This window comes from Pseudomonas sp. P5_B3 (genome assembly GCF_056400405.1).
The window spans coordinates 15861-28975 of sequence record NZ_JBFULI010000029.1; the positions used below are offsets into that span (position 1 = coordinate 15861).

10 protein-coding genes and 1 pseudogene are annotated in these 13115 nt (G+C 58.5%); 7 read left to right on the forward strand and 4 right to left on the reverse strand.

The window, feature by feature from the left end:
* The first annotated feature begins 88 nt into the window (after positions 1 to 88).
* Positions 89 to 1495 (forward strand): DUF1254 domain-containing protein, encoded by a 1407-nt coding sequence (locus AC1DRN_RS17795; protein WP_223457031.1) that lies wholly within the window; start codon positions 89 to 91, stop codon positions 1493 to 1495.
* A 35-nt stretch (positions 1496 to 1530) separates the two neighbouring features.
* Here AC1DRN_RS17795 and AC1DRN_RS17800 read toward each other — a convergent pair whose 3' ends face one another.
* Positions 1531 to 1869, reverse strand: a complete 339-nt coding sequence (locus tag AC1DRN_RS17800; RefSeq protein ID WP_223457033.1) for a hypothetical protein — start codon at positions 1867 to 1869, stop codon at positions 1531 to 1533.
* A 175-nt stretch (positions 1870 to 2044) separates the two neighbouring features.
* Between AC1DRN_RS17800 and AC1DRN_RS17805 the strand changes: the two genes are divergently transcribed.
* Positions 2045 to 2875 (forward strand): arylamine N-acetyltransferase family protein, encoded by an 831-nt coding sequence (locus tag AC1DRN_RS17805; protein WP_223457035.1) that lies wholly within the window; start codon positions 2045 to 2047, stop codon positions 2873 to 2875.
* 55 nt (positions 2876 to 2930) lie between these two features.
* Here the strand turns inward: AC1DRN_RS17805 and AC1DRN_RS17810 are convergent, their stop codons facing one another.
* Both AC1DRN_RS17810 and AC1DRN_RS17815 read right to left on the reverse strand, forming a co-directional pair.
* Complete coding sequence (locus AC1DRN_RS17810; RefSeq protein ID WP_477786765.1) at positions 2931 to 3236, reverse strand: BrnA antitoxin family protein; 306 nt, start codon at positions 3234 to 3236, stop codon at positions 2931 to 2933.
* Positions 3237 to 3239: 3 nt separating this feature from the next.
* Positions 3240 to 3521 carry a BrnT family toxin gene (locus tag AC1DRN_RS17815; RefSeq protein WP_223457039.1) on the reverse strand — a complete coding sequence of 94 codons (282 nt, stop codon included), beginning with the start codon at positions 3519 to 3521 and terminating at the stop codon, positions 3240 to 3242.
* Positions 3522 to 3777: 256 nt separating this feature from the next.
* Here AC1DRN_RS17815 and AC1DRN_RS17820 point away from each other — a divergent pair, with 256 nt between their 5' ends.
* From AC1DRN_RS17820 to AC1DRN_RS17830, 3 genes are all read left to right on the forward strand, one after another.
* Complete coding sequence (locus AC1DRN_RS17820) at positions 3778 to 5295, forward strand: nucleobase:cation symporter-2 family protein (RefSeq protein ID WP_223457041.1); 1518 nt, start codon at positions 3778 to 3780, stop codon at positions 5293 to 5295.
* Between the two features lie 115 nt (positions 5296 to 5410).
* Positions 5411 to 6037, forward strand: a complete 627-nt coding sequence (locus AC1DRN_RS17825) for a TetR/AcrR family transcriptional regulator (protein WP_223457043.1) — start codon at positions 5411 to 5413, stop codon at positions 6035 to 6037.
* A 199-nt stretch (positions 6038 to 6236) separates the two neighbouring features.
* A complete protein-coding gene (locus AC1DRN_RS17830) occupies positions 6237 to 7508 on the forward strand; it encodes an OmpP1/FadL family transporter (RefSeq protein ID WP_457266245.1) in 1272 nt (423 codons plus the stop codon).
* 53 nt (positions 7509 to 7561) lie between these two features.
* On the opposite strand, the pseudogene AC1DRN_RS17835 reads toward AC1DRN_RS17830, so the two are convergent.
* Positions 7562 to 8618: pseudogene (locus AC1DRN_RS17835) on the reverse strand (TolC family protein).
* Positions 8619 to 8835: 217 nt separating this feature from the next.
* Between AC1DRN_RS17835 and AC1DRN_RS17840 the strand changes: the two are divergent.
* Together AC1DRN_RS17840 and AC1DRN_RS17845 are read left to right on the forward strand one after the other, a co-directional pair.
* Positions 8836 to 9945, forward strand: coding sequence for an efflux RND transporter periplasmic adaptor subunit (locus AC1DRN_RS17840; RefSeq protein WP_223457047.1), 1110 nt, complete (start codon positions 8836 to 8838; stop codon positions 9943 to 9945).
* Entirely contained in the window at positions 9942 to 13091 is a 3150-nt protein-coding gene (locus tag AC1DRN_RS17845) for an efflux RND transporter permease subunit (RefSeq protein WP_223457049.1), read from the forward strand. Before AC1DRN_RS17840 ends, AC1DRN_RS17845 begins: the two co-directional genes overlap by 4 nt.
* Positions 13092 to 13115 lie beyond the last annotated feature (24 nt).

Below are 13115 nucleotides of genomic sequence, written 5' to 3' on the forward strand. Positions count from 1 at the left end.
CCTCTAGGGCCTGGCGGAATTGATCGTCTAGAGTTCCGTTAGCGCTGCCGAATCCGGCAGGCTCCCCCTCGCACGGACGATCGCCAACATGTTGCTACCGCAAGCGTTGACAGCCGTTGCTCTGACCGTCGCAGCCGCTGCCATCTTCCCGCTGGCCAGCCACGCGCAATCGAAAATCACCGCCGAAGAAGCTCACGCAATCGGCGTGGATGCCTACATCTATTTTTACCCGCTGCTGAGCATGGACATTACCCGCAAGCAATTCACCAACATCGAACCGGGCAAGGAATTCGGCAAAGGCCCGATGAACATGTTTGTGAGTGTGCCGCAGTACCCGCCTGCCGAGTTCAAAGGGGTGGTGCGCGCTAATTTCGACACCTTGTATTCGATTGCCTGGCTGGATTTGACCAAGGAACCGATGGTGATCGCCGCGCCGGATACCGACGGGCGTTTCTACCTGTTGCCGATGCTCGATATGTGGACTGACGTGTTCGCGTCGCCGGGCTGGCGCACCACGGGCACCAAGGCCGGGCAATTTTTGGTGACGCCGCCGGGGTGGACCGGCACGGTGCCCGCCGGGATGAGTCATCTGCTGGCACCCACGCCCTTTGTCTGGGTCATCGGCCGTACCAAGACCGACGGTGCGGCGGATTACGCGGCGGTGCACAAGATCCAGGCCGGCTACACGGTGACGCCGTTGTCCCGCTTGGGCAAGGAGCCTGAAGCCGTTACCGTGAAAATCGACCCGGCGGTGGACATGAAAACGCCGCCGAAGATTCAGGTCGACTCCATGTCGGCTGCCAATTACTTCACCTACGCTGCCGAACTGCTGAAGGTGAACCCGCCGCACAGCACCGACCAGCCAATGCTGGCGCAGCTCAAGCGTATCGGCATCGAAGCCGGCAAGCCGTTCGACATGGACGCGCTGGACCCGCAGATCCAGGCCGCGCTGCAAACGGTGCCGCAGGATGCGCAGGCCTTGATGACCTGGAAGGTGCCGACCCTGGCGCGGGAGGTCAATGGCTGGTCGATGAACACCGACACCATGGGCGTCTACGGCAACTACTACCTCAAGCGCGCCATCGTTACGCAAGTGGGGCTCGGTGCCAACCTGCCCGAGGATGCGATTTATCCGTTGAACATCGGCGACAGCAACGGCAAGTCTCTCGATGGTGCGAACAAATACGTGCTGCATTTCAGCAAGGACGAGACGCCGCCGGTGAGCGCCTTCTGGTCGATCACCCTGTATGACCCGGAAGGTTTCCAGGTCGGCAACTCGCTCAATCGTTTTGCGGTCAGTAGCTGGATGCCGTTCAAGGCCAACGCCGATGGCTCGCTGGACCTCTATTTCCAGAACGAAAGCCCCGGCAAGGATCTGGAGGCCAACTGGCTGCCGGCACCCAAAGGGCCGTTCAACCTGACCATGCGTCTGTACGGCCCGAAAGCCGAGGCGCTGAATGGCAAATGGAACCCGCCGGCGGTCAAGCCGATGTAAGCCTCAGGTGACAAAAAGCAGGCAATGACTGTACCTCATCGGCTGCTTTTGCCTGTCCAGCTGCCCGTCCCGCCACCCGCGCCACCGGTTCCACCTCCGGGGGCGCCGGTTCCACCACCCGCGCCGCTACCCGGACCATTGACTCCGGTGCTGCCGATTGACGAGCCGGGGCCATGACTGCGGCTGTAGTCACCCGAGGGTGCGCCGGGCCTGTTGTTGTCTGGCAGCATGGTTGAGTTGCGGGTGGCGCCCGAAGTCGTACCGGTCGCGCCAGTGCCAGTGCCAGTGCCATTGCCGGACGCCGCCAAGGTAGCCAGGGGCGTTGCCGACAACAATCCCGCCAAGAGTAGCGAAGTCATTCTGATGTTCATCATGGTCGTCTCCAGGGATGAGTCGTTACCTGATGCTTGTGTAGGGGCTGCGCAAGCGCCGTTGAATGTTTCATTTCCGGTGATTGGCTAAATCAATTGTCGTCGGCAGTGCTTGATCCCGTATACATAGCGGCCACTGGCGGAGCAATCCGCCGCTTGCGTGCAAAAGGATTGAACGATGAGCGAGCCACGCCTGACTGACCGTGCTTTGTATCTGCAACGCCTGGGCTTCGATGCACCTCCGGCACCGACCCTGGAAACCTTGCGCCAACTGCAACTGCGCCATACCGGCGTTTTCCCGTTTGAAAACCTCACCACATTATCCGGCGAACCGGTGCTGATCGACTTGCCGTCTATCGAGCAGAAGGTCTTGCATGACGGTCGTGGCGGTTACTGCTACGAACTCAACAACCTGTTTCTGGCCTTGCTTCAAGCGCTGGGTTTCGACGCCCGTGCCATCAGCGGCCGGGTGGTGATGGGCCAGCCGGAGGGCGCCTGGACTGCCCGGACCCATCGCTTGAGCCTGGTCATCATCGATGACGTGCGCTACATCACCGACGTCGGCTTCGGCGGCATGGTACCGACCGCGCCGCTGTTGCTCGATTCCCGCGCCGAACAACTCACCCCTCACGAGCCGTATCGCATCGACCTGCACGTCGACGGCTTTACCCTGCGCGCCAACGTTGCGGGGGAATGGCGAGCAATGTACATCTTCGACCTGCAACGCCAGGAAGATATCGATTTTGCCGTGGGCAACTGGTACGTCTCGACCCACCCCGAGTCGTCTTTCGTCAAGCAGTTGATGGTGGCGCGCACCGGGGAAGGGTGGCGGCGTACGCTCAACAACGGCAACTTCGCGATTCACCGGATTGGCCAGGACAGCGAGCGGCGGGAGGTGACGGATGTGCAGGAACTGATTGGCCTGCTGGGTAGCGAGTTCGGCATTCGCGTACCGGAACAGGCGCAATTGGCGCGGACGCTGGAACGATTGATCGCAGCGCCGCAATAGCGAGCCGATCGTAGACATCAACAAGGGCTGATCCGATTGATCGGCCCTTGGTGTTTCAGGGCCGAACACCCGGCTCCATCACCCGTTGAATTTCGCGCAAGGCCTCTGCCAGTTTCTGCTCCAGGCCCTTGAGTTCGGCAGGGGTGARGGTTTTTTTCAGGTGTGTGGTCTTGCCTTCGTTGAGCAGGGCCCGGCGCAACGTATTGTTGATCGCCGTCTGGTAACCGTATCCCTCGTTTTCTGCCAGGGCCCGGGCGGCTTCGATGACCGCGTCATCGAGCATGATGGTAATGCGGGTCTTGCCTTTGGCGGGCACCACGGCCCCGCGCCTGGCGTTGCTGAAATCGTATTCGTCTTTCATCGGTCATGCCTCCAGGTACTGACGGCGCTCGCTTTTGGTGGCGATGCGCGCGGAAATGATTCGAACGAAATTCGGATCGCGATGGGTGTACGCGACGACCAGCAATCGACCTTTGGCATCCAGCCCCAGGGTGATCCAGCGTTGTTCATCATGGTGGTTGTCCTCGATGGTCAGCGCTCGTTCGTCTTGGAATACCGGTTCAGTCTCTGCGAGGCTGATGCCTTGGTGCTTGAGTTTGTTGGCTGCGTTCTTTGCCTTGTGGACCTGAATTTCGAATGTCTTCATTATGCATACTTTATATGTATAAAAAAGGGGCGGGCCTTACCGATGGTCGCCAGGAATTCGAAAGACTAGTCAGCACCCGAGTTTGGACAGGGAGGGATGTATTTCAAGGTTTTTTGGCGGGGCCTGGAGGGTGGGTAGCAGGTGGAAATGGACAGGTATCCATTTTGTGACTGATAAGTTGTATACAACTCTATAGACATTTGTCACGACTATTGAATACAGTGTGCGAATAACAAAAACCAGGGAACCCCCTACCATGAAAACGCCCCATGTTTCACACCAACGGCCCGAGGACGAAAATCTTGGGATCGGCGCGAATATGGCTTATGGCCTGCAACATGTTCTAACCATGTATGGCGGTATTGTCGCGGTGCCATTGATCATCGGCCAGGCGGCCGGGCTCTCGCCGGCGGACATCGGTTTGTTGATTGCTGCTTCATTGTTTGCGGGGGGGCTGGCAACGTTGCTGCAAACCCTGGGTTTACCGTTTTTTGGTTGTCAATTGCCGCTGGTACAGGGCGTGTCCTTCTCCGGCGTCGCGACCATGGTGGCGATTGTCAGCAGTGGCGGGGAGGGCGGGTTTCAGTCGGTGTTGGGTGCGGTGATAGCGGCGTCCCTGATCGGATTGCTGATAACCCCGGTGTTCTCGCGTATCACCAGGTTCTTCCCGCCGCTGGTGACCGGCATCGTGATTACCACCATCGGCCTGACGCTGATGCCGGTAGCCGCGCGCTGGGCCATGGGCGGCAACAGCCATGCACCGGAATTCGGCAGCGTGGCGAACATCGGCCTGGCGGCGGTAACGCTGGTGCTGGTGCTGCTGCTGAGCAAAATCGGCAGTGCGACCATCTCCCGCCTGTCGATTCTGCTGGCCATGGTGATCGGCACGATCATCGCGGTGTTCCTCGGCATGGCGGATTTCTCGTCCGTAACCCAGGGCCCGATGTTCGGCTTCCCGACGCCGTTCCACTTCGGCATGCCGACCTTTCACTTCGCTGCGATCCTGTCGATGTGCATCGTGGTGATGGTGACGCTGGTGGAGACCTCGGCGGACATTCTGGCCGTCGGTGAGATCATCGGCACCAAGGTCGATTCCAAGCGCCTGGGCAACGGTCTGCGCGCCGACATGCTGTCGAGCATGTTCGCGCCGATCTTCGGTTCGTTCACCCAGAGCGCCTTCGCCCAGAACGTCGGCCTGGTGGCTGTCACCGGCATCAAGAGCCGCTACGTGGTGGCCACTGGCGGTCTGTTCCTGGTGATCCTCGGCCTGCTGCCGTTCATGGGCCGGGTTATCGCCGCCGTGCCGACCTCGGTACTGGGTGGCGCCGGCATCGTGCTGTTCGGCACTGTTGCGGCCAGCGGCATTCGGACCTTGTCCAAGGTCGACTACCGCAACAACGTCAATCTGATCATTGTCGCCACCTCCATCGGCTTCGGCATGATCCCGATCGCGGCGCCGAACTTCTACGATCACTTCCCAAGCTGGTTCGCGACCATTTTCCATTCGGGCATCAGCTCGTCAGCGATCATGGCTATCGTGCTGAACCTGACCTTCAACCATCTCACCGCCGGTAACTCTGACCAGCAATCGGTGTTTGCGGCCGGTACCGAGCGGGTGCTGCGTTATCAGGATCTGGCGGCGTTGCGCGAAGGGGACTACTTCAGCGACGGTAAACTGCACGATTGCGACGGCAAGGAGATTCCGGTGGTCGAGGTGGATCACGGGCATGGCGAGCCACGCGCGGCGCACTTAAAAAGCAGCGAGCATGTCTGACGTTCACGGAGACTGAAAAAAGGGCCGATCTGTTGAATAGACAGATCGGCTTTGTGACTATAAAACTAATCGGTCACAAGTTGTCAGTCTTCGATAGGGTGAGTAAGCTGTGCTCATGAATCAGCCATCAATATCTTCATCTTCGCCCAGCCCCCGTGGCCCAGCCGATCACGACATTCGAGACCAGATTGTCGCGGCGGCCAATGAGCATTTCAGTCAGTACGGCTACGGCAAAACCACGGTTTCCGACCTGGCCAAGGCCATCGGATTTTCAAAGGCCTACATCTACAAATTTTTTGATTCCAAGCAGGCGATCGGTGAAGCCATCTGCGCAAATTGCCTGGCAGAAATCGTCGCGGCTGTGGAGCAGGCTGTCAATGTAGAAGACCTGTCGCCGACGGAGCGCTTTCGACGCTTGGTCAAGACGGTGATCGCCACAGGTGTGAATCTGTTCTTCAACGACCGAAAACTCTATGACATTGCAGCGTTCGCGGCGTCGGAAAGCTGGCCCAGTACGCAGGCTTATGACGCACGGATCAAACACTTCGTGTTGCAAATCGTGCGGGAAGGGCGAGAAATTGGCGAATTTGAACGCAAGACTCCGCTGGACGAGACGGTAGAATCGATACATCTCGCGCTGCGGCCATTCGTCAATCCTTTGCTGTTGCAGTACAACCTCGATTTCGTCGAGCAAGCGCCCACGCTCACCTCCAACCTCATCTTGCGTAGCCTCATGCCTTGACCTTCGGCTAAACGGTTACGGCATACCCGGGTCAGCACCCGATCATCAAAACGGCTTCTCACTTTGCCCTTCTTCCCATCTTTCGAAGGGCATTTTATTTATATGATTTGTGACTATTGACTGAATTGGTCACATGAATAAGTATGGGGATCCGTCGCTTCTACTGCTTCATCTCAGTGATACCCATAGAGTTCAAACAATGAAAACAATATTGCTCAAGAGCCCATTGGGCCTTGCTGTCGTGCTCGCATCCTCAAGCGTTTTTGCAAGCGGCTTCGCTCTCAATGAACAAAGCATCAGTGGGATGGGATCCGGGTTTGCCGGTCGCTCCTCCTCCGCTGAAGATGCGAGCACGGTCTTCGGTAATCCCGCGGGAATGTCCCGCTTGAAAAGAGAGCAGGTCAGCGTGGGGGCGGCGACTCTTTTCGCGAAGTCCGACATAAGCCAGACCCGCAGTACATTCGGAGGTCAGGAAGATGGTGATATGGTGCCCACGACCACGGTGCCTATGGGTTACTACGTCAAACCCATCGATGAGCATTGGGCGTTCGGTGTTGGTTTTTATGTACCGTTCGGTCTGATGACCGATTATGGCAGCGGTTATGCCGGGCGTTACTACGCCAACAAAAGCGAGGTCACGACACTTACGTTCCAGCCCACCGTCAGCTATGCCTTTAACGACAAGGTTTCGATCGGGTTCGGTCCCACCATCAACCGTATCAGCGGTGAGATATCCGGGATGGTGCCCAACCCACTCAGTCCTGGTCGCAACGACGGAAAACTCAAAAGCACTGGCGACGACACGGCCCTCGGTTTCAACGCCGGTATCCTGGTGCAGGCTACAGACCGAACCCGTTTGGGCATGACCTACCATTCCAAAGTCAGTTATCAACTGGATGCCAAGACCAAGGTCACTGACGGCATCTTTAGCGTGTTGGGGGTCAGCGGCCGGAGTTATGACGCTTCGCTGGATGTGAATACACCAGAGTCAGTGGATTTCTCGGTGACTCATCAGCTTGATAACGACTGGACCCTCTACTTGGGGAGCACCTGGACTCGCTGGAGTCGCTTCAAGGAATTAACCATCGAGAACACAGGTTTACCCCCTGCGTTGAGCGGCGCGCTGGGCACCATTACCGAAGAACAGAATTGGCACGATACATGGGCACACGCTATTGGTACGGCGTACCAACTGAATAACCAATGGGTACTTCGCGCAGGTTTTTCGGTTGATCAGTCGCCCACCAACAACACAAACCGGGGGCCACGCATTCCTACAGGCGACCGGAAGGTTATCAGCTTCGGTGCTGGCTGGACTCCGGCGGACAACGTCACGATCGATGTTGCTTATTCCTACCTGTGGGAGGAGAGCGTGCAGGTCAACCAGACCTCGCCGACCAGAGGTGCATACGGTGCCAAATACAAGAACAGTGCGAGCGGGCTCGGTGCTTCCGTCAGTTACCGCTTCTAGTTGAATGCCGTTACACGATGAGTGTCCGGTCGGGAGCACGTCACCTTATCAGCTCATCGTGTCGCAACAGCCTGGGCTTCAGGAGGTTGCCAGTCACCACCCAGCGACTTGAATGCCGCAACCGCCGCTCGTGCCGATTCCGTTCGTGCTTGCGCCCGGGCATCAGAAGCCTGCAGCATCGTCTCGTCAGCGTGCAGGACATCGATCAGGCTGGCGGTGCCATTCTCATAGGCAATGAACGACGATTGGCGAGCCTGTGTCAGAGACGCCTCTCCAGCGGTGAGGATGGTTGCTTGAGCTTCCCGATTCACCAGTGAGGACAACGCGTTCTCGACATCCTCGGTGGCGCGCAGCACAGACTGACGGTAAGCGGCCAGGGTTTCGGCTTCCTGTCCCTTGGCCTGGTCGATTTCGGCGTTTATGCGACCGAAGTCGAAGAGTCTCCGGCGCAGTCCCAATACGCCCGCCGACTGGCTGGCGCCGCCGGTAAAAAGGTTGCCTGCGGATACAGCCGTGGCACTGCCCAGCAATGCGCTAAGGGAGAATTTCGGGTAGTACTCGGCAATCGCCTCCCCGATGCGTGCGTTTGAGGCCGCAAGACGGCGCTCAGCCACAATGAGATCTGGCCGGCGGCGCAGCAAATCGGCCGGCGTTCCCATCGCCTTTATCTGCGGCGCTACAGGAATGCTCCCCGCACTTGCCAGTTGCGTACCGATCATTGCCAGGCGTTGAGTTCAACACCTGGCCGAGCGGCGTCTCGATTGACTGGTAGGAGCGCGCGGCCTGTCCGCTGATGTTCCCAGAGGGGAGTAGAGCGGCATTTGCAGCACCTAGTCCGGCCCGCGCCTGCGTGACTCGCGCCGACGCTTGCGCCAGGTCCAGATTCTGCTCAAGCGCCTTGGAGATGAAGTCGGTCAGCACTGGATCACCAAAGCCTTCCCACCAGGCTACAAGGCTGGTCGACGTCGCTCCACGCCGCTGTTCGACAGAAGGCTGACCCAGGTAACGATCCGAAAGCGGAGCGTCTGGACGATGGTAGTCCGGACCGACCGCGCAACCTGCCAATAAGCTGGCGCTGACCAAAAGAGCAATTGGACGGAGGGGAGGCATTGAGATTCCTTCAATAGAGGATGTTTGTGACCATGTCACGTAATAGTCACGCTCTGTCAATTAAGGTGATTTGAGCATATTTTTGGTTTTTCTCATGGATAACGGCGGTTCCATGTTGAGCTTGAGAATCTGGATGTTCCATGGTTTGTGACTATTGACACATATAGTCACTAGGCTGAGAATGTGGCGCTCGTCCTATTTTCAAGTAAGGGAACCTATGCGCCGGCTTCGACCTTTCTCCATTGCCGCTTGCTTGTTGCCTCTCGTCCTGACGGCATGTGGCGACTCATCCACCGTTGAAGATCCGCGCACGCATGCCCCTCTGGTCAGGTCCGCAGCGGTTCAGGGTTCCTCCGACGCCTCACGTTCTTTCACTGGTGTCGTGGCTGCCCGCGTCCAGGGCGATCTGGGTTTTCGGGTATCAGGCAAGGTGCTTGAGCGTCTGGTTGACACCGGTCAAACCGTTAAACGTGGTCAGCCACTCATGCGCCTTGACCCAATCGACCTGGGGTTGCAGGCGCGAGCACAGCAAGAGTCAGTCATAGCCGCTCGGGCCCGAGCCAAACAGACAGCAGATGACGAGGCTCGATATCGCAACCTGGTCGCCGCAGGTGCTATTTCCGCATCGGCCTATGACCAGATCAAAGCCGCAGCGGATACCGCAAAGGCGCAGCTTGGCGCCGCTGAAGCGCAGGCTGATGTAGCCCGCAATGCTTCTGGTTATGCGGTGCTGTTGGCGGATTCCGACGGCGTGGTGGTGGAGACGCTCGCCGAGCCCGGACAAGTCGTCAGCCCGGGACAGCCTGTGGTTCGACTGGCGCGGGCAGGGCAGCGCGAAGCCATCGTGCACCTGCCCGAGACGTTGCGCCCCGCAGCAGGATCCACCGCGCAGGCGACGCTTTATGGCAATGCCACGGATGCTGTTACAGCGAAGCTGAGGCTGCTTTCTGACTCGGCCGACCGAATGACACGTACCTTCGAGGCGCGGTATGTGCTTGAGGGCGCGCTGGCCAATGCACCGATAGGTTCGACCGTCACGCTTCGGATCGCTGAAGGCTCCACGCAAGGGCAGGGGCTGCAAGTACCGATCGCTGCCGTTTATGACCCAGGCCAAGGCACTGGCGTGTGGGTCATCGCCGGTACACCGGCGAAGGTGGCCTGGCGACCTGTACAAGTCCTGGGCTTGAGCGATGACACAGTGCGAGTCGCGGGTGACCTCAAGGTCGGCGAGCAGATCGTAGCGTTAGGCGCACATCTGTTGCGCGAAGGTGAAGAGGTGAGATTGCCTCAACAGGATGACGTCAAAGTTGCCGGGGGTCGTCCATGAGCGAGGGGCGCTTCAATCTTTCCGCGATCGCCGTTCGTGAGCGCTCTATCACGGTGTTTCTGATCTTCCTGATTGCCGTTGCGGGCATCTTGTCGTTCTTTCAGCTGGGGCGTGCGGAAGATCCTCCGTTTACGGTCAAGCAGTTGACGGTCATTACCGCGTGGCCGGGCGCCACGGCGCAGGAGATGCAGGATCAGGTAGCAGAGCCACTTGAAAAACGCCTGCAAGAACTGAAATGGTACGACCGCACGGAAACCTATACCCGTCCTGGCCTTGCTTTCACGATGGTGTCGCTGCTCGATAGTACGCCGCCCTCGCAAGTGCAGGAGGAGTTCTATCAGGCGCGTAAAAAGCTCGACGACGAGGCCAGGAAGCTGCCGGCAGGTGTCATCGGGCCAATGGTCAACGACGAGTTTTCGGACGTGACATTTGCGCTTTTCGCCCTGAAAGCCAAAGGCGAGCCGCAGCGACTGTTGGTGCGTGATGCAGAGTCGTTGCGCCAACAACTGTTGCATGTGCCGGGCGTGAAGAAGGTCAACATTATTGGGGAGCAGCCCGAACGTATCTTTGTTTCCTTTTCCCATGATCGGCTGGCCACCTTGGGCGTATCTCCTCAGGACATCTTTGCCGCGCTGAATAATCAAAACGTGCTCACGCCCGCGGGTTCGATCGAAACCAATGGGCCACAGGTCTTCCTCCGGCTGGATGGCGCCTTCGATAAGGTGCAAAAGATTCGTGACACACCCATTGCGGTTCAGGGGCGCACGCTCAAACTCTCTGACGTGGCGACGATCGAACGTGGTTATGAAGATCCGGCAACCTTTCTCGTGCGCAATAACGGTGAAGAGGCCTTGTTGCTGGGGATCGTGATGCGTGAGGGCTGGAACGGCCTTGACCTCGGCAAGGCGTTGGACGCGGAGACGGTCAAGATAAATGAAGGCATGCCTTTGGGCATGACGCTCTCCAAGGTCACCGATCAATCTGTAAATATCAGTTCGGCCGTCGGCGAGTTCATGGTCAAATTTTTCGTCGCGCTGCTTGTGGTGATGCTTGTCTGCTTTCTCAGCATGGGCTGGCGTGTAGGCGTTGTGGTCGCTGCGGCTGTGCCATTGACGTTGGCCGTGGTGTTTGTGGTGATGGCGGCCACTGGAAAGAACTTTGACCGTATTACCCTCGGCTCGTTGATTCTGGCGCTCGGACTGCTGGTGGACGACGCCATCATCGCTATCGAAATGATGGTGGTGAAAATGGAAGAGGGCTACGACCGCATCAAAGCTGGCGCGTATGCCTGGAGTCATACGGCCGCGCCGATGCTTTCCGGTACGCTGGTGACGGCTATCGGCTTTATGCCCAACGGCTTCGCGCAATCGACAGCCGGCGAGTACACCAGCAACATGTTCTGGATCGTGGGCATTGCCCTGATTGCCTCCTGGGTGGTTGCGGTCGCTTTTACCCCATACCTGGGGGTGAAGATGCTGCCGAACATCAAGAAAGTCGAGGGTGGTCACGCGGCCATCTACAACACCCCCAACTACAACCGCTTCCGCCAGGTTTTGACGCGAGTCATCGCTCGCAAATGGCTGGTGGCCGGTACTGTCGTCGCTTCGTTTGTCGTGGCGATCCTCGGCATGAGCCTGGTCAAGAAGCAGTTCTTCCCTACCTCGGACCGTCCCGAGGTATTGATTGAAGTGCAAATGCCTTATGGGACCTCCATTGAGCAGACCAGCGCCACCACTGCCAAGATAGAGGCCTGGCTGCAAAAGCAGGGTGAGGCAAAAATCGTCACAGCTTATATCGGGCAAGGCGCGCCGCGTTTCTATTTGGCGATGGCGCCGGAACTCCCCGATCCGTCTTTCGCGAAGATTGTGGTGCTGACGGACAGCCAGGAGGAGCGCGAGACCCTCAAGTTCCGTATCCGCGAAGCGACAGCTGAGGGACTTGCCCCAGAAGCGCGTGTCAGGGTGACGCAGCTCGTTTTTGGGCCGTACTCGCCATTCCCTGTTGCCTACCGGGTGATGGGACCTGATCCGTCAAAGTTGCGCGAGATTGCGGGCCAGGTACAGGACGTGTTGCAGTCGAGCCCGATGATGAGAACCGTCAACACCGATTGGGGAGCGCTGACGCCGACGCTGCATTTCGCTCTGGATCAGGATCGCCTGGAGGCGGTGGGGTTGACGTCAAACTCAGTCGCGCAGCAACTGCAGTTCCTGCTGGCCGGAGTACCGATCACCGCGGTTCGTGAGGACATTCGCTCGGTGCAGGTGGTTGGTCGCGCAGCGGGTGATATCCGGCTCGATCCCGCCAAGATAGAAGGCTTCACGTTGGTGGGCGCGGCGGGTCAGCGGATTCCGTTGTCCCAGGTGGGAGCGGTCGATGTGCGTATGGAGGATCCGATCCTCCGACGTCGCGACCGCACGCCGACCATTACCGTGCGCGGCGACATTGCCGAAGGCTTGCAGCCACCGGACGTCTCGAGCGTGATCATGAAGGAGCTGCAGCCGGTCATCGACAAGCTGCCTGGCGGATACCGGATTGAGCAGGCGGGTGCCATCGAGGAGTCGGGAAAGGCCGGTAAAGCGATGTTGCCGTTATTCCCGATCATGATTGCCCTGACGCTGCTGATCATCATTGTCCAGGTGCGTTCGATCTCGGCAATGATCATGGTGTTCCTCACCTCGCCACTGGGGTTGATTGGTGTGGTGCCGACACTGCTTATCTTCCAGCAGCCGTTTGGTATCAACGCGCTGGTCGGCCTGATCGCCCTTTCGGGCATTTTGATGCGCAATACGCTGATTCTGATTGGGCAAATCCACCACAACGCGCAAGAAGGGCTGGACCCGTTTCACGCAGTGGTCGAAGCCACGGTACAACGTGCCCGCCCGGTACTGCTGACGGCGCTGGCGGCAATCCTGGCATTCATTCCGCTGACACACTCCGTCTTCTGGGGGACRCTGGCCTACACGCTGATCGGAGGCACCTTCGTCGGAACCATCATGACGCTGGTGTTCCTGCCAGCGATGTACGCCATCTGGTTCAAGATCCGTCCTGACAATACGGGTCAAACTGAAGCAGCGAATAAGCAGGCAAACCTGGTGGAGAGGACGCCACCCCGTCCTCTCGCCGCTCACCTGACCACAAAGCTGTAGGTCATATCCGACAGAACGCCAAAA

Bases quoted from the DNA above. Each gene is read 5' to 3' on its own strand.
- AC1DRN_RS17805 (WP_223457035.1), top strand. From the start codon at position 2,045: ATGAGCGAGCCACGCCTGACTGACCGTGCTTTGTATCTGCAACGCCTG.
- AC1DRN_RS17825 (WP_223457043.1), top strand. From the start codon at position 5,411: ATGAATCAGCCATCAATATCTTCATCTTCGCCCAGCCCCCGTGGCCCA.
- AC1DRN_RS17815 (WP_223457039.1), bottom strand. From the start codon at position 3,521: ATGAAGACATTCGAAATTCAGGTCCACAAGGCAAAGAACGCAGCCAAC.
- AC1DRN_RS17840 (WP_223457047.1), top strand. From the start codon at position 8,836: ATGCGCCGGCTTCGACCTTTCTCCATTGCCGCTTGCTTGTTGCCTCTC.
- AC1DRN_RS17795 (WP_223457031.1), top strand. From the start codon at position 89: ATGTTGCTACCGCAAGCGTTGACAGCCGTTGCTCTGACCGTCGCAGCC.
- AC1DRN_RS17800 (WP_223457033.1), bottom strand. From the start codon at position 1,869: ATGATGAACATCAGAATGACTTCGCTACTCTTGGCGGGATTGTTGTCG.
- AC1DRN_RS17830 (WP_457266245.1), top strand. From the start codon at position 6,237: ATGAAAACAATATTGCTCAAGAGCCCATTGGGCCTTGCTGTCGTGCTC.
- AC1DRN_RS17820 (WP_223457041.1), top strand. From the start codon at position 3,778: ATGAAAACGCCCCATGTTTCACACCAACGGCCCGAGGACGAAAATCTT.